The organism is Arcobacter arenosus, from assembly GCF_005771535.1.
Lineage (GTDB): Bacteria > Campylobacterota > Campylobacteria > Campylobacterales > Arcobacteraceae > Halarcobacter > Halarcobacter arenosus.
The window spans coordinates 95,250-117,995 of sequence record NZ_VANU01000002.1 but is presented as its reverse complement, the minus strand read 5'-3'; the positions used below and the strand labels follow the sequence as shown (position 1 = coordinate 117,995).

Genomic DNA, 22,746 nt, shown 5'->3' with positions numbered 1-22,746 from the left:
CCCCTTATGGAAATTTATTTAATTAGTTTTTTATCATTAGCTTTAGCGCACTTTGTTGCACTTTTAAGTCCTGGTGTTGATTTTTTCTTGATTCTTACAAACTCTTCAAAACATGGTAGAGCTTCAGGAATTATAACTTCAACTGGTATTGCCTTTGCAAATTTAGTCTATATTTTATTAGCTTTGTTTGGAATAACTTTAATAAAAGATAATCAAACACTATTTCTTACTATAAAAATATTAGGATCTTTTTACCTTTTGTATATAGGTTTTTTATTATTAAAATCTAAAAAAAGGGAACTATTTTCAAAAAAAATAGAAAAAAAAGATGAAAAAAAAGATGTAATTAAATACTTTCTTATGGGTTTTTTATCGGCGATTTTAAATCCAAAAAACTCAATTTTTTATTTCACTATGTTTTCTATTTCAATACAAAACCATACACCATTTTATGTTCAAAGTTTTTTTGCTTTATGGATGTTTTTAGCTGTATTATTATGGGATATCTTTGTAGTTTATCTTGTAACAAATGTAAAAAGTAAAAATTTTTTAGAAAAATATTCAAATAAAATAGAAAAAATCTCTGGTTTCATTTTACTTTTTTTAGCACTTTCTATTATCTTTAACACTTTTTGATATAATTTTGTCTACATAATTTTTAGGCTTTATTCTTAAAGCCCTTTAGAGTTTTGCTTCTTTTAGTGAAATTTACTTTCACTGTTGAAAAGAAGATATAAAATCATAAGGTCCCTTTTAAATAGGGACTATTTTAAAGGATACAAAATGGCAATTGGATTTATAGGACTTGGAAATTTAGGTCGAGCAATAGCAAGTAGACTAACTGATATGGGTGAAGAGTTGAAAATTTATAATAGAACTAAATCTAAAGTTGAAGATTTAAATTATGAAATAAAAGATTCACCAAAACAATTAATTGAAGATTGTGATGTTGTATTTATGTGTTTATTTGAGTCAAGTGCAGTTAAAAATATTTTTGAAATGGAAGATGGATTATTAAGTGCTGATTTAACTGGAAAAACTATTATTGACTTAACAACAAATCATTATGAGATGGTTTTAGATTTTCACCAACAAATAGATGAAAAAGGTGGAGATTATTTAGAGTCACCTATTTTTGGAAGTGTTGCTCCTGCACTTCAAGGTTTAGTTACAATAGTAACTTCAGGAAAAAAAGAAACATATGAATTATGTAAACCATATTTAGAAAAAATAGGAAAAGAGATTTTCTATCTAAAAGAACCGGGTAAAGCTTCAAAAATGAAACTTATCAATAATCTATGTTTAGGTTCGTTTATGGCTACTATTGCAGAGTGTACAGCTCTTGGAGAGATGTGTGATATTGAAAAACCAAAATTACTTGAAATTCTTGGAGTGGGTGGTGGTCAATCACTAGTTTTAAAAGCAAAAACTCAAAAATTAATTGAAGAGGATTTTTCTGCACATTTTTCAAATAATGCAATTTATAAAGATTTACATACTTTACAAGATTTAGCTTATAGTTTAAATCAACCTCTATATTCAGCAGCTGTTCCAAAAGAATTGTTTGGAAAAATGAAAAAAGATGGAAGAGGTGAAGAGGACTTTTGTTCTATTTACCAACTATTTAAAGACTAAATTAGATGTTAAAAGGGATTATTACTCTCCTAGTATTTCAATTTCTAGGGGAGTGTTTTGTAAAACTATTTGGACTTATTGTTCCAGGGCCTGTAATTGGTATGCTTTTATTACTTCTGTTTTTGATGATAAAAAAATCTAGCTTTGAATCTCTAGATAATGCAGTATTCTTACACCTAAGATACTTACCACTTCTATTTATACCTGCAGCTATGGGGATAATTACACAAGCAGATATAATCTCAAAAGAGTTTTGGGCAATTACTATTTCACTTTTAGTGGGGACAGTTATTGCTTTGGCATTTAGTGCTAAATTTATTGATATTTTAACAATAAGAAAAATAAAAAAGAATGAAAAATGAATTTTGAAGCTTTAAATGAATATATAACAACAACTCCACTTTTATGGCTTATATTAACATTGGGTGCTTATAAAGTTGGAATAATCATTTATGAAAAATTTAATAAACATACTTTACTTCAACCAATAGTAATAGCCTATGCAATTATTATGAGTACTTTAATAATAAGTGGAAAATCTTATGAAGAGTATTTTAAAGGTGTTGAAATAATACATTTTTTCTTAGGACCTGCAACTGTTGCATTAGCATTGCCTTTATACAACAATTTAAAGCATATAAAAAGCCTTTTTATACCTATTGTGCTAACTTTATTCATAGCAGGCTCTTTTTCAATTATAATTGCTCTAGGACTTCTTTATTTACTTGATGCAAATATGGCAACTATTTTATCAATGGCAACTAAATCAATCACTGCACCAATTGCGATTATCACTTCTGAACAAATTGGAGCTATACCTTCCCTTGCAGTAGGGTTTGTAATAATAACAGGAATCATTGGAGCACTTTTAGGAAATCTTATATTTAAAGCTATAAAGATTAAGCATGATACCTCAAAGGGTTTTGCACTTGGTCTTATTTCCCATGGAATTGGAACTGCAAGGGCTGTTGAAATGGGAGAAAAGGCAGCTGCCTTTTCAGCACTTGCTATGGGACTTTGTGGGGTCTTTACAGCTATTTTACTTCCATTAGTAATTCAATTTATAAAATAAATTAAGAAGCAAGAGCAGCTAAAAAAGCCTGCTCTTGGTATTTTTTTAATTCACTTGGTTTCTCAATAGTATTCTTTTTTTCAAAGGAAGAGATAGTTTGAGCAGATATAAGTTCAACTTCACATAAAGGGTTTAATTGAATTAAACCCTCCATTTTAAATGTAACTGGTCCACCTGCAAAATTTCCTTTTTTTGCTCTTTTTTTAATAACAACCTTATCTATGAAATTTTGTTCTAAAAAAAGTAAAAACTCATTACAAAATTTTCTTATATCATCTTGGTTTTCATCATTTTCCAAAATGATTTTTTTTATTTTTAAATCAATATATTCACCATCATTTATAACAACTAATGATGCTATATTTGATTTTAATTCTATTCCACATATTTTCAATTTATTGCCTTTATTGCTTTATATTGAAAGTATAGAATAAAAAAATTGTTTGGCTTAATTTAATGGCAATATGTAATGATTTTTATTTTTTAATAACTCATTTTTTGGAAATTGGTAATTTTATAATAAATTTCGCACCTATATACTCTGTACCTTCAAAAGTATATTTTTCATTTTCTACACTTAAATTACCATTCATATGATTATCAATTATATCTTTTGACATATGAAGTCCTATCCCAGTACCTTCATTCCCTTTTGTAGTAAAATAAGGCTCAAATACTTTATCAATTAATTCTTTTGGTATTCCACCTGCATTATCTTTTATTATAATTACAGCATTGCTAGACTCTTTAAATATATCAACAAAAAGTAATTTTCTATTTTCACATTCATTTAAAGCATCTTTTGCATTTGAAATAATATTCATTAAAACTTGAATAAACTCATTTTCTATTCCAGATATATTTACATCATTTAGATTTTCAATTAATTCAATATCTATAGATTTTAATTTTGAACCAATCAATCCTAAAACCCTTTCATAACTATTTTTTAAATTAAAAAAAGTTACATATTTATCATTCTTGAAAAAGTCTCTAAAATCATTAATTGTATTTGACATATATTGAACTGTATTTGTAATTTTCTCTAAACTTTCAATATGTTCTTTTTCATCTATTTCTAACTCTAATGATTTTTTTAGTAGTACTCCAGAAGCTGCTGCTGAAATAACTGAAAGAGGTTGTCTCCACTGGTGAGCAATATTTTCTAACATCTCTCCCATTGCTGCCATTTTAGATTTTTGAATTAGTTGACTCTCTTTTTCTTTTAGTTTAAACTCCATCTCTTTTTGTAATGTTATATCTAAAAATGAGGCAACATAATAAATAACTTCACCTTTATTATCTAAAATAGACTGAATTGTTAAATGCTCATTAACAATAGTTCCATCCTTATGCTTATTAGTAATTTCTCCTACCCAAATATTTTTCTCTTTTAATGATTTTTTCATCTCATCATAAAAGTTTTTATCATGCAAACCAGATTGTAAAATCTTAGGGCTTAGACCTTTTACTTCAGAAGCTTCATACCCTGTGATTTTAGTAAAAGCTTTATTTACTAAAAGAATTTTCTGATTTTTATCGGTAATTGTAATTCCATTTTGGGTTTCAAAAGTAACTGCTGCAATTTTTAAAACGTTATGGGAGTCTTCTATTCTTTGAAGCATTTGATTTACTTCTTCATATAAAATTCCATACTCATTTTTTTCTTTTGTTTGAATTCTTTTTTTATAACTATTTTTTAATTCAATTTTTTCTAAAAATTTAACAAGGTTTAAAATTGGATTAGTGAATTTTTTAGCAAAATAGAGTGTAAGAAAGTATGAAATTAAAAACATCAATGACAAAATAATTATTACAACAGAAAGATTTTTTTTGATAACATCAAAGAGAGTTTGTACTTGAAATTCGTATTTAACTGTACCTAACTTACTATTTTTATACATTGTAGCACTATAAAGTTTCAATATATTTCCATCTAAAAATAGTTTATCCAATACTATTTCTGGTAAAGATTCAGGATTTAAACTTTTGCCATCTTTACTATATTGAAGGATTGGTTTCTTATCTAATTTATATAAAACCATAGATTCTAAAGTAGAGAAAGATTTTAAAGAGTCACTAATATCAGCAGCTGCCGATACATCATTTAATAAAATCAATTTAGCAAAATCTTGAGCCAAAATTAAACTAACTGTTTTAGAAAGTTCAATTTTTTGTTCATATTGATTTTGCATATACCAATATACAAAACTTCCATAACCTATTAATGCAGTTAACAATGTAACTGACATTATAATAAAAATTAATCTTTTTTTTATGGAACCATTATAGGTTGGTAAAGATTTCATCTCATTCTTTAGATGGGTTTTGTATTGGTACTTCTGAATCATTTCCCCACTCTGTCCATGAGCCATCATAAACAGAAACTTTATATCCCAACTCTTCTAAAACTATAAAGTTTAATGCAGCTTCAGCTCCACCATCACAATATAAAATAATCTCTTTATCTTTTGGAATATTTTTATATACCTCTTTTAATTGCGAAATATCTTTCATTACATTTCCATTTTGAGTAACTTGATAATTTTGTGTACAAGCATAATTTTGGGCACTTGGAATATGTCCAAATCTCTTAGCTGTTGATTCTTTTCCTTGATAATGAGACTCTTTTCTTCCATCAATAATAGTTTTATTTCCAATAGACATCAATGTTCCAAGTTTTGTTTCAATTTTACTATTATCAATCCTTGGAACAAACTCTTTTCTATTAGGTTTTACTATTTTATTTGAAGTTGGAATATCAAGCTTTGTATCTTTTGTAAACCCATATTTAAAAATACCTACTTCTTTATGTCCAAAAGTCTCTAAAATCCAATAAAATCTAGCCGCCCAAATAAAATCTCCATTATCATAAGCAACAACTTTACTATTGCTATCAATTCCTGCATTACTAAATAAATCTTTTAGAAAGTCCAATTTTGGCATAAAAAATTTATCATCAAATAAAGATTTTAATCCTGGAACATTAACTGCATTTTTTATATGAAGTTCTTTATAATCTTCACTTGTTCTTAAATCAATAATCACTAAATTTGGATCATCAAAATTTGTTTTTAACCAATCTAAAGAGACTATTGCTGGAATATTTTTATTTGAAGCAAATAAAATATTTATTGAAAAAAATAAAAGGAAAAATAATTTAGTAAATTTCATGGCATATCCTTTTTTTGTATAAAAAAATAAATTATATCATAGTTTGGAAAAATAAATAAATTTATAATTTTTTAAATTATATTAAACTTCGTCTAGCTTTTTTTGATATTCATCATTAAGCTCTTCAAGCTTTATTTGTAAATCTAATAATTCAGATTCTTTTTTAGCCTTATCATTTCCATTTAATGTTGGAATAATTGCTTCTAATGATTCAATCTCTTTTTTAATAGGAGATGTAGCTTTCGATTTTTCTGCAACGATGATTGATCTTAATTTTCTAATCTCTTTTTTGTTTCTTTTTGGTTTAGTAGGTTTTTTCTTCTCTTCAACATCCTCACCTTCATCCCAACCAATTTTTTCTAAGAATTCATCATAAGTTCCATTGAAATAATCTGCTCCATTGTTTGTAAATACAATCAATCTATCACATGTAGCTCTTAATAATTCTTCTGAGTGAGTTACAATAATACAAGAGCCAGGGAAAGCTTTAATTGCATTTGTAAGTGCATCAATAGAATCAATATCTAAGTGGTTTGTAGGCTCATCTAGAAATAATAAGTTTACATCTTGTGCAATAATTTTTCCAAGCATAACTCTAGATTTTTCACCCCCAGATAGAAGTGAGATTTTTTTCTTAGCATTATCACCACTAAACATCATCAGTCCACAAATAGCTCTAACAACTGGCTCACCAAGTTTATTGTTTACACTATAAATCTCATCCATAACTGTGTTATCTTGATTTAGATGTGAAATATTTGTTTGTCCAAAGTGACCAAAAGTACAAGATGGATGGAAATCAACTGTTCCTGTTAATTGTTGTAATTCACCTGCAATAGTATTTAAAAGAGTTGATTTACCTTTACCATTTTTACCTATGATTCCTACTGTTTCACCCTTTGAAAGTGCAAAAGTGATATTTTCAAAAAGAATTTTATCTTTTTCATATCCAAAACTTAAGTCTTTTACTTCAACTAAAAATTTTGCCGCTGTTTCTTTGTAATTGAAATCAAAATCTAAATTTGAAGCAAAATCTAAGTCCTCTAAAATCTCCATTTTTTCTAAGATTTTAACCTTTGATTGAGCTAATGTAGCAGTTGCTGCCCTTGCTTTATTTTTTGCAATAAACTCTTCTAAATCTTTGATTTTTTTCTCTTGAGCAATTTTTTGTTTTTCATGGTGTTCTTCATTTGCCATTAATTGTTCATAAAATTTTCTAGTTCCACCTTGAATCATAAAAGCACTTCTTCTAATAATTCCAAGTGTATGAGTACAAACTGAATCCATAAACTCTCTATCGTGGGTGATAAGTATAACTTCACCTTGAAAAGATTTTAAAAACGCTTTTAACCATCTAATAGAAAGAATATCTAAGTAGTTTGTAGGCTCATCTAGTAATAACATATTTGGTTCAGTTAGTAATAGTTTTGCAAGATTAATTCTAATTTGATAACCACCAGAAAATGATTTAGGGTCTTTTGTTAAATCCTCTTCTGTAAATCCAAGTCCAAATAGTATCTTCTCAGCTTTATAAATATTGTATTTATCCTCTTCACTTAAAGCTAAGGCTGTTTCATCTACTAAAGTTTTTTCAGTAAAATTAAAATACTGCTTTAAAGCACCAATTTTATAACCCTTTGGAAAATTGATATCACCACTATCTTGTGGCTCTTCCCCTAAAATAAGTTTAAAAAGTGTAGACTTTCCAGTACCATTTCTACCTACAAGACCTACTTTATCACCAGCATTTAGTCTTAGGTTTAAATCACTATACAAATCATTTGTTGGGTAGCTTTTTGAAATATTAATTAGTTCTATCATGTAATCTTCTTTGGATGGTTTTGTTTTGAATTTCGGATTATAGGGAATTGTTGGTTATATATTTATAAAATTTAATTTATACCCTTAAATCATTTTTTCTTTATCTTATTTTTTATAACTTTTAAGAAGCTTTTCACAGGCTAATTTTAATTCATTTATTTTTTTTGTGATATTTGTATGTAAGTTGTTATCTCCAAAAGACTCTATATCATTTAATATTTCATAATAATAGTTTAAATTATGAATAATCCCTATTATATCACTTAAAAGTAGATAGTTTTCTTCATCATCAATATATTCAGAATAGTTATTTTTTAACAATAACTCTCCAATATTTGATAAATATTTTGTTAGTTTTTTATAAAAATAAAAAGTTAATTGTATACTATCATTCGTGTTTCTTTCATTTAAACTTAAAACATCATTTTCATTATCATTTATTTTAGTTACTATTAATGCAAGTTGTAATCTTAAACTTTTAATTTTACGTTCTTTATTTATATTTTCTATTTTATTTGTATTATTGATAGATGCTTTAACACTAAAAGATGCAATAAATGCTGAAATTATAATACCTATTGCTCCTAATAAAGGTGTTTTTTCCTTTGTAATAATAATTATGTCTAATATAAAAAATATTAAAAGAAAAAACAAACAAAAAGCAATAAAATAAAAAAAATAAAGCACTCGTCACTCCTAAAAGTCATATTTTACTTAAGGTCAAGGCAAAGATTAGTTTTTGCGAAGGAGCCTACTAAAAGTAGGTGACTGAGTAAAAACTCATCTCCAACGCTGAGATTATTTAAAAGATGACTTTTAGACTAAACGTCTAGATGTTCAACATCTTTCGCGTGTTCCTCGATATAGTTTCTTCTAGGCTCTACTTCATCACCCATAAATAAAGTAAACGTATCTGATGCAACTTCTGCATCTTCAATAGTTACTCTTAATAATCTTCTATCTTCAGGAGTCATAGTAGTTTCCCATAATTGCTCAGGGTTCATCTCACCAAGACCTTTATATCTTTGGATATAAGCACCTTTTTTAGCAACTCCTTCAACTTCTTCAAGAAGTTCGATTAAATCTCTTCCACCAAACATTGAAACATCTCTTTCAATTAATTTGTTATAAATATAAGTTGCTTCAGAGAAATATGGAGATGCGAATAATTCATCATCAATGATTAATTCTTCTAACCCTTCATTTGTTTGAACAAATAATTGAATCATCTCTTCAGTTCTATTTGTAGTTAAGATATTGTAACCTTTGTCTTCAATAAATGAACTTACTTCTTTGAAAAGATCATCTTGTTCAAGTTTTACTAAATCAGAGTTTTCAACTAAATGTTTAATAACTTCAATTAAAGAATATCTTTTTTCTAATTGATTTAACATACCTCTATATCTAGCAACTGTTTTAAATAAGTCAATCATATCATTTACGCCAAGAACACTATTTTCATAGTTTTCAACTCCATTTTCAATTAAGAAGTTTGATAAGGCAGTATCATCTTTTAAGTAAGTCTCATTTTTACCTTTTTTATATCTGTATAAAGGTGGTTGAGCTATATATAAATAACCTTTTTCAATAATTGGTCTTAAAAATCTAAAGAAGAAAGTTAAAAGTAATGTTTGAATGTGACTACCATCAACGTCGGCATCGGTCATAATAATTACTTTATGATATCTGATTTTTTCTTCATCAAAATCTTCACCAATTCCACAACCCATAGCTGTAATCATGTTTCTGATTTCATCAGATTTTAAAATTTTATCAAGTCTAGATTTTTCAACATTTAAAATCTTACCTTTAAGTGGTAAAATTGCTTGATAAACTCTATCTCTACCTTGTTTTGCTGAACCACCTGCAGAATCCCCTTCCACCAGGTATAATTCTCTAATTTCTGGGTCTTTAGATTGACATTCAGCTAATTTACCAGGTAAAGTTCCTACTGTCATAGCATCTTTTTTTCTAGTTAAATCTCTAGCTTTTTTAGCTGCTTCTCTTCCTCTAGCTGCCATTAAAGCTTTTTCCATAATAGCTTTTGCTTGTACAGGATTTTCTTCAAAATATTTATCTAAAACTTCTGAAGTTAATTTTTGACAAATTGGTTTTACATAAGATGAACCTAATTTACCTTTTGTTTGTCCCTCAAATTGTGGTTCAGGAACTTTTACAGAAACAACTGCAATTAAACCTTCTCTTACATCATCACCAGTAATTTTTGTATCTTTTTCTCTTGCAGCTGCATTTGAATTTACATATTTAACGATACTTCTTGTAAGTCCAGCTTTAAAACCAGCTTCATGTGTACCACCATCAATTGTTCTAATATTATTAACAAAAGATAATGTTTTTTCTGTATAAGTTGAGTTATACATTAAAGCAATATCAACTTCAACATCTTCTACTCTTTCAGAAAATGCTACAGCATCAGAAACAGCTACATCTTTATTTAAATCTTCAGCAAATTGTCTAATACCACCTTCAAAATGGTAAACTTCTTTTGTTTTAGTAATTTCATTTTCTAAAGTAATAGAGATAAATGAATTTAAGTATGCAACTTCTCTAAATCTTTTTGCAAGTGTTGCAAAATCGTAAGTTGAAACTTCAAAGATAGAATCATCTGCTAAAAATTCAATTGTTGTACCAGTTTTTCTTGGAGCATCACCAATTACTTCTAAAGGAGATTTTGGAATACCTTTTGAAAACTCTTGATAATGAATTTTACCTTCTCTATAAATTGTCATTTTAAGTTCAGAAGATAAAGCATTTACAACAGATACACCAACCCCATGTAAACCACCTGATACTTTATATGTATCTTTGTCGAATTTACCACCAGCATGAAGAACTGTTAAAACAACTGTTGCAGCACTCATATTTTCAGTTGGGTGCATAGCAGTAGGAATACCCCTACCATCATCTTCAACTCTAATCCAATGATCTTTAGTCATAGTAACTTTAATGTTTCTACAATATCCAGCCATAGCCTCATCAATAGAGTTATCTACAACTTCATAAACCATATGGTGAAGACCATTAATATTTGTATCACCAATATACATACCTGGTCTTTTTCTTACAGCTTCTAAGCCTTTTAAAACTTTAATATTATTTGCGCCGTACTCTTGTTGACTCATATTTTCTTATCCTTACTTATTTTTCTAAAACAATTGGCATTACAATTGTAAAGAATTTATCATCTTCTAAATAAAATGGTAAATTTGATTCATTAAATCCAATAGTTACATTTTCTTTATTTGTTTGACTTAAAAAGTCTAAAAGATATTTAGCATTAACTGCTAAATAAAATTCATTGTCTATATTTAAATCAATATCAATTTGTGTTTTTGATTCTGTATCTTCATCTAAAGATTCAAAAATTATAGATTGAGGTTTAAATGTGATTTTAATATTTGAAAATAAAGATGTAACTAATTTGATAGATTCAATTAACATGTTTTTTGGAATCTCTAAATTATATTTTAAATTTTGTGGAATGATTCTTTCATAATCTGGGAATTTACCATTAATTAGTTTTGTAAAAAATCTCATATTTGTATTTGAAACAATTAAATTGTTTTCATCATAAGAGATTGTTGCATTATCTAAAAATAGTTTTTGAATTTCAATTATTGCTTTTTTAGGAATAATAAATTGAGCTTCAGCATTTGAAATGTTTTGTAAAAATGAAATTGCTAATCTTCTAGTATCAGTTGATACAAAATTAATCTTAGAGCTTTTTATATCTATTAATGCACCATTTAACTCAAATTTAGGATTGTTATTATCAATTGCAGGTGTAATTTTTCTAATAGAGTTGATTAAATTAACAGTTGAAACATCTAAATTTTTTAAATCTTGATTTAAAATTAATGATGGATATTCATCTGCATCATACATAGGTAATTTAAATGTTGATTTATTTTGTTTAATAACAAGATTATTATCAGCAGTTTCTATAATAATATCTGAATCTTTTAATCTTTTAATTATACCTAGTAGGTTAGATCCATTTACTGTTGCTTTTCCGTAAAGTGATTCAGTAATTGTATCAATACTACATTCTAATCCAATTTCATAATCTGTTGCTTTTAGAATAAGTTTAGAATCATTTACTTCTAAATATATATGTGAAGTAATTGAACTCGCATCTTTTTTTTCTAAGAATGGTTGCATTGATGAGATTATATTCTCAAATATGCTCTTTGTTATTATGAATTTCATTTTATCAGCTCCTATTTATTATATTAATTAGTGGTAATAGTAGTTCATGTGAAAAGATGAAAACTTTATCCTAGACCCTATCCTACAACATTTTGTGTATGTGAATAAGTATCATTAAAAGTTCACAGCTTTTCACATTTGCTAGTCTAACTTATTTTTACCACTCCTTAATTTATGATTTTATTCTTCAAATTTTGGATGATTAATTTGAAGTTTTCATCTGTTTCAATTAACTCATTTGTCTTTTGAATATTTTTAGAAATAGAACTATGATCTTTCATTCCTAAAAATTTTGCTATATCAGGCATAGAGTTGTGTGTTAATTCTCTTGCTAAATAGATTACTACTCTTCTAGCATTTGCTACAGTTGCAGTTCTCTTTTTAGACTTAATATCACTTGGTTTGATATTTAATTCATTTGCTACAAGGGTAATTATATCAGGAAGTTTGATATTTTCCTTTTTTTCCTTGATTTGTTCTTTTAATAAATTTTGAGCTAACTCCAAATTTATCTCTTGATTTAGTAAAGAAGCACTTGCATTAATTCTAATTAATACTCCTTCAATCTCTCTAATAGAGTTATCAAGGTTTGTTGCAATATAGTTAATAATCTCTCTACTTAAATGGATTCCATTAAGTTCACTTTTCTTTTCAATAATAGCAATTTTTGTTTCAAGTCCAGGTAATTGAATATCAGCCGTTAAACCCCATTCAAATCTTGATTTTAATCTATCAACAAGTCCTGCAATTTGTGAAGGTATTCTATCACTTGTCATAACAATTTGTTTTTTTGCATTGTGTAATTCATTAAAGGTGTGAAAAAACTCCTCTTGAGTTTGTTCTTTTCCAGATAAAAATTGAATATCATCGATTAGTAATACATCACATTTTCGATATTTACTTCTAAAGTGCTCCATATTTTTATTTTTAATTGAAAAAGTAAAATCATTCATAAACTGTTCAATAGTCACGTAAATAATTGTTTTACCTTTTTCAATGGCATCATTACCAATTGCTTGTAAAAGGTGAGTTTTTCCAAGACCTGTTCCACCATAAATAAACAATGGATTATATTGAACACCAGGTTTTTGTGCAACTGCTAAAGAGGCATTATATGCCATTTGGTTAGAACTTCCTACTACGAAAGAATCAAAAGTATATGAAGGGTTTAATATAGTACTTTCGGTAGCTTCATTTTTGGCTTTTTCAGAAATAATCTCTTTTTTACTTTTCTTTTCACCTGCAATTTTTATTTCAATGTCAGGTTTAGTCCCATCATATATTTCAAAGCAGTGTTGAATAATTTGTGTATATTTGCTTTTAATCCATGCCCCTACATACTTATTTGATACTTCAAAAACTGCTAATTTGTCATCAGAAGAAATTTTTTTGTATGATAATTGTTTTAGGTATCTTTTGTAATCAGCTGGATGTGCTTCTTTTTCTATAATATGTAAAAACTCTTTACTTGTCATTAAAACCGTACTCTTTGTATATAAATTCTAAAGATTATATCTAAATTAATATAAATTTAAAAATATTAAATATTAATTTTTAATTATAGAATCAATTACTTCAAGTGCATCAAAATGGTTTGTTAGTGTTAAAAAGGCTAAATAGTTGTCAACTAGCGTTGTAACATTGTCAATAGATTTATCTTTTATTTGCGTTATTTTATACTCGGCTTCTTGTAAATCAAGTATACTTTTTATACCGTGAGAGAACTCTTTATTTACTATATTTTTTGTCAAAACTGCTGCTTCTAGAGCTTTTTCATAAAGACTAATAGATCTAATTGCAGAGTTTATATTTGCACGAGTTTCTTTGTATTGAAGTTTTAAATCATCAAGTAAAGCTTCAATATCTTTTTGAGATGATTTGATATTTAGTTTAGAAGCTCTTTCTAATGAAGTATAATATCCCCCTTTATACAAAGGGATTACAAGGTTTATGGAAAATTCTCTATTCTCTTTATAACTAGAATCTGAGGTATAACTATTTTCTACTGATACGTTTTTTGTATACTTAAGATTTAAACTCAATTTTGGTAGATGATTATTTTGAGCATCTTCTAATTCATGTTTATGCATTTGCATAATATTTTTAAGTTTATCAACTTGTAAATTTGAATATATTTCATCAATTTTTACTAAATTTATTTTAATCTTTTTTAGATTATCAGATGTAAAAACAATATCATCTAAACCTGGGATTTTAAAATCAAGTCCATCTCCCATATAACTAATTAGTTTTTCTTTATTAACTTTAAATAAAACTTTTTCTTTTTCTAAGTCAATATTAGTTTGATTAAAATCAGATTCAACAGTTAAAAGCTCCGTAATTGTAGATAAATCCATCTCATATTTTGTTTTTAAAAGCTCTTTTTTGGAATCTAAATATTCTTTAAATTTCGATAACATTGTTATCTTATTTTTTGATTTTATAAGAGCTAAATATATATCTAAAAGTTCTTTTGCCAACTTTTGTTTTTCTATATCTAAATCGTTTTTATAAGATTCATATTTAGATTCTTCAATATCCATCTTTGAAGCAAGGTTTCTATCAAATAAAGGTTGTTTTAAAATAACATTATAGTTTTTAACTTTTTGTTTTATATCTACTTTAAATAAGTTACTTACAGGAATATCTTTATAATTATTTTGGGTGTATGAACCATAAAAATTAACCTCCGGTAACATTAATGATTTAACTTGATTTAAATTCTCATGATTTGCTTTTAATTTATATTCTAAAGATTGTATTCTTTTAGAATTTTGCAAAGATAATTCATATGCTTTTGAAAATTTTAAAGTCTCTGATGCATAAAATTTAAATGGAATAAAAAGAAGTAAAAAACTTATTAAACATAAGCTATTCTTCATTTAAACTCCTATTAAATCTGTCTAATAAAGGTTTTAACATGTAACTTAATACAGTTCTATATCCAGTTTTTACCATTATTTCTGCTGGCATTCCTGTAATTAGATTAAAGTTATAATTTTTAATCTCTTCTTTACCCTCTTTACTTAATTTTAATTTAATTTCATAATAAAACTCTTGATTTTGTTCATCATAAAGTGTATCAGCAGATATATAAGTTACGATTGCATGAATCTTGTGAGATTTTTGAGTGTTATATGCAGAAAAAACTATATTTGCTTCTAAACCAATTTTTACTTTATCTATATCTGTAGATTTTATTGCACCTTCAATTATTAAGTCAGTATCTTTTGGAACAATTTCCATAATATCTGTACCAGCTTTTATAATTGAGTCTTGAGTATAATCTGACACACCAACAATATAGCCATTAGCTGGGGCATAGATTTTTGTTTTATTCAATTTGTTTCTTAGTGAATCTATTTTTAATTTTACAGTATTGATTTTTGATGTTGCAGAAGTTAATTCCTCTAAAGTATCTTTTTTAAAATCATTTAAAAGTAATACTATTTTTGTAGATAACTCATTTATTTTTTCATTTAATTCAGTTTTTTCTTTTTCATTATTAATTATTTCTGCACTTAGTTGAGATGCTTCCCTTTTGAATTTTCTTAAATCAACTTTATTAATCAATTTTTTTGCATAAAGTTTCTCTAATTCTGCAATCTCTTCATCAATTGATGATTTTATATAGGTATTACTTTTTAATTTGAAGTTTATTGCTTCAATCCGTTTTTTTAATTGTGATATTTGTTTATTTAATATCTGTTTATTTTTTTTAATTGATTCTATTGTGCTATTAAACAAATCGATTTGTTCATCAATAAGTTTTTTATCTTCTATACCCTCATCAAAGGTAATTGATTTTTTATTATTTTGTTGTGCTAAAAGTCTAGATTTTAGTGCTAAAAGTGTTTGATATTGGAATAATTGAGTATCTAATTCAGATTTTGATTGGGTATCATCTAACTCAATTAATATTTGTCCTTTTTTTACATAATCACCGTCATTTACGTATATTTTTTTTATTATGCCACTTTCTATACTTTGAATTTTTTTCTTATTTAAACCAGCGGACACTTTTCCAAGGGCAGTAACATTAATAGCAAGGGGAGCAAAAGTTGCCCATCCTCCAAATATTATAAACACAATTATTATAACACTAAAACCAAATCTAGTTATTTTAGATGAATCATCATTGGGAGCTTTATACATTTTCATTATCTACTTTAAAAAATTGATTTTTATTAAGAACTTCTTGTGTATTACCATAATCTTTTAATAAGCCATTTTCAATTAAAAGAACTTTGTCTGTAATATCTAAGATATTGTCTTTATGGGTAATTATTATTACAGTTGTGTTATTTTCTTTTAAACTTTTTATACTGTTTAATAAAGCTTGTTCACCCTCTTTATCCAGGTTTGAATTAGGTTCATCTAATATTACAAGATTTGGATTATCATAAATAGCTCTTGCTAAACCAATTCTTTGTTTTTGTCCACCAGATAAACTATCTCCAGAATTAGTGATTTTTGTTTCATAACCTTTAGGAAATTTTAAAATTAAATCATGAACGCCAGCTTTTTTTGCAGCTAATACCACTTTTTGGGAATCTAGTTTTTGAAATCTAGAGATATTTTCACTAATTGTCCCCTCAAATAACTCAATATCTTGAGGAAGATAACCAATTTGTGGGCCAATTTCTACTTTATCAAACATAGAAACATCAACCCCATCAATTTTAACTTTTCCTCCAGATAGAGGCCAAATATTTAAAATACCTTTTATTAAAGTTGATTTTCCTGCACCACTTTTTCCCATAACAGCTACAACATTGCCTGATTCTATTTCTAAAGAGATACCTTTTATTGTTTCATTTTTTGTATTAGGGGGAGTAACAACTATATTTTCAAGTACAAGATTAGCATCTGTAATTTTTAAAGATATAGTTTTCTTTTTTTCTGGAAATTTATTTAATAATTCATCAATTCTTTTATAACTTGTTCTATATGCAATAAAGCCTTTCCATCCTGATATTATTAAATCGATTGGTGAAAGAGCTCTACTCATAATAATAGATGCAGCAATCATAGTCCCAGGAGTAACTTCATATCCAATTGCAAGATAAGCACCTATACCAAGGGTAAGTGATTGTGCCATAAGTCTAATACTTTTAGAGATGTTAATCCAAATACTTGCACTATAACTAGCATCATTTTGTAAATTTAAAAAACCATAATATTTTTTATGCCATATTTTTCTTATATTTTCTCTCATCCCCATAGAATTAATTACTGCCGCATTTTTTAAAGAAGAATCAATATATATATTTGAAGCAATATTATTTTTACTTGCTTCATTTAAATTTTGTGAAGTAGCTATTTCATTCATTACAGTTACACCTAATAATATTAGAATAACGATAATTGCAAAAACACCAAAGGCAGTATGAAAAAGAAATAAAATAATTACATAAATAGTAATCCAAGGGGCATCAAAAACAGCAAAAATACTTTTTCCTGTCATAAATTGTCTAATTCTAGTTAAATAGTCCAGATAGGATGAATTAGCGCTTTTTGGGTCAGTGAGTTCTAGTTGAAATAATGAATCAAAGATTCTATTACTTATTGCATTATCTATACTACTACCAATTTTTATTAGTATTTGTGAACGAACTATTTCTAATAATGCCATGGTAATAAATAGAATAATAATCATAAAAGTAAGAACAAAAAGTGTGTTTTCATTATTACTTTTTATAACTCTATCATAAATTTGTAACATATAAATAGGCGGTACTAACATTAATATGTTAGTCAAAAAGCTAAATAAACCCACAATTAAAAAGGTTTTTTTATTTTTTTTAAGTGTAGATTTTAATTCTGAAAATTTGTGTTCTGAAGACAAAGAAAACCTTAATTAGTAAGTTAAAGAGGGATGTAAGTAGGTTTTAACCTACTTACAAATAATTAGCAGCAAACTCCGCAATCGTCAACACCATTAACGTCAACATTTACGTCCGCATCAACATCAACGCTAATTGAGTCAACTACGTCAGCTACGATACCAGTAACAGCACCTAAAAGACCACCAACTAGTCCTACAACTGTACCAATTAATCCACCAACTAAATCAACAACAGTTGAGATTAAACCACCTACTAATCCGATCACAGGAGTTAAAATACCACCTAATAAAGATCCTAACATTCTTCATCCTTATAAAAAAATTAAGTAATTAAATTACTTATATAATTATTGCCATTGTTAACTTAAATAAAAATAAAAATTATATATAAATCACTTATTTTCTTATCTTATTATAAAATTTATAATTATTTAATTAATCTGTACTTTTTATTCTTTATTGTATTAGTATGTGAATAACTAAATCCCTTTAAGTGAAAATTTATGGAATTAATACCATTATTAAGTACATTTAATATGTGAAATAAAAAAAAAGGGAAATGTGAAAAAAGTGAAAATCTTAGGAATTGATCCTGGAACAAGAAATTGTGGTTATGCAGTTATTGAAAAAAATGGAAGAGAAATAAAACTGCTTGAAGCAGGTCTTGTAAAAATAAAAACAAAAATACTTCAAGAGCAAATTGTGGAGATGTGTGAAGGTTTAGAGATAATATTTAAAAAATACGATTTAGATGAAGTTGCAATTGAAGACATGTTTTATGCCTTTAACCCAAAAACAGTAATAAAATTAGCTCAATTTAGAGGAGCAATCTCATTAAAAGTATTACAAGAGTTCGGGCATTTTTCTGAATATACACCATTACAAGTAAAACAAGCGGTAACAGGAAATGGAAAAGCACAAAAAGAGCAGGTGGCTTTTATGGTTAAAAGATTACTTGGAATAAAAAAAGAGATAAAACCACTTGATATTACAGATGCAATTGCTATAGCACTTACTCATTCTCAAAGAATTAAAGGTTAAATATGATTAGTGAAAATTTAAAAAATAAAGATTTATGTAAAATAAGAACTATAACTTCCTTTATAACTTTGTCAAATGATAAAAAAACATGGGAAGAAGCTATAAAAAAAGTAGCTATGTTTAGTAAAGAATTATTAAATGACTTTAATTCTCAAGGATATGAGGTTCAAAGTGTTAGAATTGTAACCAATGCCTTTGGAGAATATTTAAATACTACAAGTTTAGAAAATACAATAGAAGATATGAATTATTTATCTAAACTTCTTAATAGTGATTCTTTTCCAGATATAAGGATTAGATTTGCAATTGGTGAAGCACAAAGTGAAAAAGAGATTGAAATGATTCCCCAATTAATTAAATTATTTGGAGATATTTGTAATATTTGTGTAAATGTACCAACTGATAATTTAGGATTTCCTGATAATAACTTAACATTAAAGTGTGCAAAAGTAGTAAAAGATATTTCAAAAATAACAACAAATGCAGAAGGGAATTTTAATTTTACTATAAACTATAATTGTAAAGCACATATTCCTTATTTTCCAGCTTCATATCATAATAGTAGTGATGTTGATTGTTTTGCAATAGGTTTTGAATCTCCTGATTTGTTAGTTGAGGCTTTAAAAACTTTAGATGAAAATACTGACCATAATAAAAAATGGGAAAATGCCTTTGAAGTTATGAAAAATTCTTTACAATACCATGTGGATAATGCCTTAAAAATAGTGGAAAATTGTCAACATGAAAATAAAACAAAATTTATAGGAATAGATAGTTCAGCAGCTCCATCAAAAAATTGTAGTTCAATGGTTGATGTTTATAAACTTTTGGGAGTTGAATATTTTGGTGCAGCTGGTTGTATAGAAGCATCGGCAATGTTAACTAAGGTGTTTAAATCAATAAAAGGTTGTGACTTAATTGGTTTTTCTGGTTTAATGTTAGCAGTTATTGAAGATGAGGGTTTAGCTGAAGCTACAAAGAAAAATCAATTTGATATAAGATCATTGCTTACTTATTCATCGGTTTGTGGAATAGGGCTTGATACAGTGCCTATTGAGGGTGACTCTACAATTGAAAAAATAGCAGATATATGTAGAGATACTGGAATGATGGCATTTAAATTAAATAAACCATTAACTGTTAGAGTTTTTCCAGTACCTAATTTAAAAGCTGGAGATATCACAAAATTTGAAAGTGATGATTTATGTAATGCCGCTGTTTTAAGGATTCCATAAAATTAAAAAATTAGTTTAATTAAATTATCTTTTGAAATTTATTTTAAATTCTATTATAATTCGACCAAACAAAGAAACAATTTAGGATATGTAATGAAAAGAATTGGGATATTATCATCTCATAATGGAAGCGGTTTTGATACTATACAAAAAGCCTGTGAAGAAAAAATTTTGGATGCGCAAGTTGTGTTAGTAATATCAAATAATTCTAATGCAAAGGTTTTAGAAAAAGCTAGTGAAAAAGATGTACCAAATTTTTTAATAAATTCAAAAAAATACCCAGATGAAGATTTAGACTTAAAAATAACAAATCTTATGAAAGAGTTTAAAGTAGACTATATATTTTTATCTGGATATATGAAAAAGATTGAGAAAAACTTGGTAAGTACATTTGAAAATAAAATTATAAACTCTCACCCCGCACTTTTACCAAAATTTGGAGGTAAAGGGATGTATGGTACCTTTGTACATGAAGCGGTTATTAAAGAAAAAGAAAAAGAATCAGGTTGTACTATTCATTTTGTAAATGAGAATTATGATGAGGGAAAATTTATTTTACAAAAAAGTATTAAACTTGAAGAAGATGAAACAGTAGACTCTTTAGAGGAAAAAATTAAAACTTTAGAATCTAAAACAATTATTGAGGCTTTGAAAACCTTAACAAATAAATAAAATGATAGAACTATTAACAAATAATGAACAGTATATTTTATTTTTTTTATTATTTGTTTTTATTTTAGTTTATGCAGTTTCAAAATTAAATTATAATCAAAAACTTGAAAAAGAGGTTAATAAACAACTTCAGGAGTTAAGGGAAAAAGATAAACTTTTAGTTGCCCAATCTAAACTTGCTGCTGTTGGTGAAACCTTGGCTCATATTGCCCATCAGTGGAAACAACCATTATCTCAAATAAATTCTGTGGTACTTAATATAGAAGCAGATTTTGAAGAAAAAAAGCTAGATGCTAAAAAACTTGAAGAGCATTTAAATGAGATTGAAAAATTAACTTTTTATATGAGTGATACAATTGAAAGTTTTAATAATTATCTTCAACCAAATGAAGATAAAGAAGTTTTTTCAATGAAAGATGCCTTTGATAATGCCTTTGCTTTAGTTTATAAACTTTTAGAATCAAAACAAATTGAGTGTAAATTTGAAATTATTGAGGATTCAAAAGTTTATGGAGTAAAAAAAGAGTTTGTTCAAGCAATACTTGTAATTTTAAATAATGCAAAAGATGTGTTAGTAGATAATCAAGTGAAATCCCCTAAAATAAATATACTTATTAAAACAAAAGATTCAAAGGCAATTTTAGAAATAAGTGATAATGGCGGGGGGATACCTAATGAGTTTTTCCATAAGATTTTTGACCCATACTTTACAACTAAACCCCACTCAAAAGGTACTGGTCATGGACTTTGTATGGCAAAAATGATAGTTGAAAAATCAATGCATGGAAAATTAAATGTAAAAAATGAAAAACTTGGTGCAAAATTTTCAATTTTATTAGCAAGGAAAGATAATGAATAATTTAACTATTCTTTATGCTGAGGATGAAATAGAAACAAGAAAAAATTATGGAAACTATTTAAAAAGAAATTTCAAAGAGGTTTATATTGCTCAAAATGGAGAAGAAGCCTTAAAATATTATGAAAAATTTGAACCAAATATTATGCTTTTAGATATTAATATGCCTTTTATAAATGGTCTTGAGTTAACAAAAAAAATTAGAGAAAATGATAAAAAAACAAGAATAATAATTTTAACTGCTCATTTAGAACAAGATAAATTACTTTTTGCAGCTGAGTTAAATTTGACAAAATATTTACCTAAGCCAATTTCTAGGATGAAATTAAAAGAGGCTTTAAATGAAGCTGTAAATCAGTATAAAGAGTTAAATGATGAATCTTCAAACTTTGAACTAAAAGAGGGATATATTTTTAATAAAGATTCTAATAAATTGATTTATAAAGATACTGAAATAAAATTAACTAAACATGAGAGTCAATTTTTAGTACTTTTAACTTCAAATAAAAATAGGATTTTTACCTCTGATGAAATTTATAATTATCTTTGGGATGAAGTTGATATCTGTGAAAGCAGTGCAACGAAATTGAAAGATTTAATAAAACGTTTAAGGAAAAAGCTTCCAAAAGATTCAATTGAAAATATCTATGGAGCAGGGTATAAACTAAATATAAAGGAAAAAAAATGAAAGTTAGACATATAGAAAAATTAATGGTAGCAGGTCTAGGAGTAAGAACAAATAACAATAATGAGATGAATCCTGAAACAGCTAAAATTGGTCAACTTTGGGATGATTATCAAGATAAAAATATTTTAGGAAAAACTTTTAATAAAGCTAATAAATCGTCAATGTATGGAGTTTATTCAGATTATGAATCTGACGTAAATGGAGATTATACAGTTACCGTTGCAGTTGAAGTTACAAAACCAAAAAATGCAATTATTATAAAAGACCAAAGATATTTAGTTTTTTCAAAAGAGGGTGAATTACCTGAAATTGTTATTGAGTGCTGGAAAGATGTTTGGGAATATTTTGAAAAAGATAGTGAATATGAACGTGCTTATACAATTGATTTTGAGAAATATTCAAAAGAAAATTTTATTGAAATATATGTATCAATAAAATAGTTTTTCTAATAATAAATAATGAAAATTATTCAAT

Annotated in this window: 22 protein-coding genes; 10 read left to right on the top strand and 12 right to left on the bottom strand. The window is 26.7% G+C overall.

The annotated features are described in order from the left end of the window. The first annotated feature begins 6 nt into the window (after positions 1-6). From FDK22_RS04985 to FDK22_RS04970, 4 genes are all read left to right on the top strand, one after another. Positions 7-636 (top strand): LysE family translocator, encoded by a 630-nt coding sequence (locus FDK22_RS04985; RefSeq protein ID WP_138151813.1) that lies wholly within the window; start codon positions 7-9, stop codon positions 634-636. A 147-nt stretch (positions 637-783) separates the two neighbouring features. After that, entirely contained in the window at positions 784-1,635 is an 852-nt protein-coding gene (locus FDK22_RS04980; RefSeq protein ID WP_138151812.1) for an NAD(P)-dependent oxidoreductase, read from the top strand. Between the two features lie 5 nt (positions 1,636-1,640). Continuing rightward, positions 1,641-1,997 carry a CidA/LrgA family protein gene (locus tag FDK22_RS04975; protein ID WP_138151811.1) on the top strand — a complete coding sequence of 119 codons (357 nt, stop codon included), beginning with the start codon at positions 1,641-1,643 and terminating at the stop codon, positions 1,995-1,997. Next, entirely contained in the window at positions 1,994-2,707 is a 714-nt protein-coding gene (locus tag FDK22_RS04970) for an LrgB family protein (protein ID WP_138151810.1), read from the top strand. Before FDK22_RS04975 ends, FDK22_RS04970 begins: the two co-directional genes overlap by 4 nt. Position 2,708: 1 nt before the next feature. Here FDK22_RS04970 and FDK22_RS04965 read toward each other — a convergent pair whose 3' ends face one another. From FDK22_RS04965 to FDK22_RS04910, 12 genes are all read right to left on the bottom strand, one after another. Continuing rightward, positions 2,709-3,101, bottom strand: a complete 393-nt coding sequence (locus FDK22_RS04965; RefSeq protein WP_138151809.1) for a DUF3010 family protein — start codon at positions 3,099-3,101, stop codon at positions 2,709-2,711. Between the two features lie 97 nt (positions 3,102-3,198). Further along, the gene (locus FDK22_RS04960) at positions 3,199-5,016 is read right to left on the bottom strand and encodes a PAS domain S-box protein (protein ID WP_171012920.1); all 1,818 of its coding nucleotides are present in this window, start codon (positions 5,014-5,016) and stop codon (positions 3,199-3,201) included. Between the two features lies 1 nt (position 5,017). Next, on the bottom strand, positions 5,018-5,881 hold the full coding sequence (locus tag FDK22_RS04955) for a sulfurtransferase (protein ID WP_138151807.1): 864 nt from the start codon (positions 5,879-5,881) through the stop codon (positions 5,018-5,020). 81 nt (positions 5,882-5,962) lie between these two features. Beyond that, positions 5,963-7,702, bottom strand: a complete 1,740-nt coding sequence (locus tag FDK22_RS04950; RefSeq protein ID WP_138151806.1) for an ABC-F family ATP-binding cassette domain-containing protein — start codon at positions 7,700-7,702, stop codon at positions 5,963-5,965. A gap of 105 nt (positions 7,703-7,807) precedes the next feature. Beyond that, a complete protein-coding gene (locus tag FDK22_RS04945; RefSeq protein ID WP_138151805.1) occupies positions 7,808-8,389 on the bottom strand; it encodes a hypothetical protein in 582 nt (193 codons plus the stop codon). A gap of 134 nt (positions 8,390-8,523) precedes the next feature. After that, positions 8,524-10,845, bottom strand: coding sequence for a DNA topoisomerase (ATP-hydrolyzing) subunit B (gyrB, locus tag FDK22_RS04940; protein WP_138151804.1), 2,322 nt, complete (start codon positions 10,843-10,845; stop codon positions 8,524-8,526). Between the two features lie 16 nt (positions 10,846-10,861). Continuing rightward, a complete protein-coding gene (gene dnaN, locus FDK22_RS04935; RefSeq protein WP_138151803.1) occupies positions 10,862-11,932 on the bottom strand; it encodes a DNA polymerase III subunit beta in 1,071 nt (356 codons plus the stop codon). Between the two features lie 167 nt (positions 11,933-12,099). Next, entirely contained in the window at positions 12,100-13,407 is a 1,308-nt protein-coding gene (gene dnaA / locus FDK22_RS04930; RefSeq protein WP_138151802.1) for a chromosomal replication initiator protein DnaA, read from the bottom strand. A 72-nt stretch (positions 13,408-13,479) separates the two neighbouring features. After that, on the bottom strand, positions 13,480-14,814 hold the full coding sequence (locus FDK22_RS04925; protein ID WP_138151801.1) for a TolC family protein: 1,335 nt from the start codon (positions 14,812-14,814) through the stop codon (positions 13,480-13,482). After that, entirely contained in the window at positions 14,804-16,093 is a 1,290-nt protein-coding gene (locus tag FDK22_RS04920; RefSeq protein WP_138151800.1) for an HlyD family type I secretion periplasmic adaptor subunit, read from the bottom strand. Before FDK22_RS04920 ends, FDK22_RS04925 begins: the two co-directional genes overlap by 11 nt. Beyond that, a complete protein-coding gene (locus FDK22_RS04915) occupies positions 16,080-17,780 on the bottom strand; it encodes a type I secretion system permease/ATPase (RefSeq protein WP_138151799.1) in 1,701 nt (566 codons plus the stop codon). The genes FDK22_RS04920 and FDK22_RS04915 overlap by 14 nt, the downstream gene beginning before the upstream one ends. 62 nt (positions 17,781-17,842) lie before the next feature. Continuing rightward, positions 17,843-18,082: a hypothetical protein gene (locus FDK22_RS04910; RefSeq protein ID WP_138151798.1), complete on the bottom strand. Its 240-nt coding sequence runs from the start codon at positions 18,080-18,082 to the stop codon at positions 17,843-17,845. A gap of 268 nt (positions 18,083-18,350) precedes the next feature. Here FDK22_RS04910 and ruvC point away from each other — a divergent pair, with 268 nt between their 5' ends. From ruvC to FDK22_RS04880, 6 genes are all read left to right on the top strand, one after another. Next, positions 18,351-18,821, top strand: coding sequence for a crossover junction endodeoxyribonuclease RuvC (ruvC, locus tag FDK22_RS04905; protein ID WP_138152227.1), 471 nt, complete (start codon positions 18,351-18,353; stop codon positions 18,819-18,821). A 2-nt stretch (positions 18,822-18,823) separates the two neighbouring features. Continuing rightward, complete coding sequence (locus FDK22_RS04900) at positions 18,824-20,056, top strand: DUF711 family protein (RefSeq protein WP_138151797.1); 1,233 nt, start codon at positions 18,824-18,826, stop codon at positions 20,054-20,056. 93 nt (positions 20,057-20,149) lie between these two features. Further along, a complete protein-coding gene (purN, locus tag FDK22_RS04895; protein ID WP_138151796.1) occupies positions 20,150-20,728 on the top strand; it encodes a phosphoribosylglycinamide formyltransferase in 579 nt (192 codons plus the stop codon). A gap of 1 nt (position 20,729) precedes the next feature. Continuing rightward, on the top strand, positions 20,730-21,587 hold the full coding sequence (locus tag FDK22_RS04890; protein WP_138151795.1) for a sensor histidine kinase: 858 nt from the start codon (positions 20,730-20,732) through the stop codon (positions 21,585-21,587). After that, positions 21,580-22,272 carry a response regulator transcription factor gene (locus tag FDK22_RS04885; protein WP_138151794.1) on the top strand — a complete coding sequence of 231 codons (693 nt, stop codon included), beginning with the start codon at positions 21,580-21,582 and terminating at the stop codon, positions 22,270-22,272. Before FDK22_RS04890 ends, FDK22_RS04885 begins: the two co-directional genes overlap by 8 nt. Next, positions 22,269-22,712, top strand: coding sequence for a GyrI-like domain-containing protein (locus tag FDK22_RS04880; protein WP_138151793.1), 444 nt, complete (start codon positions 22,269-22,271; stop codon positions 22,710-22,712). The genes FDK22_RS04885 and FDK22_RS04880 overlap by 4 nt, the downstream gene beginning before the upstream one ends. Positions 22,713-22,746: the final 34 nt, after the last annotated feature.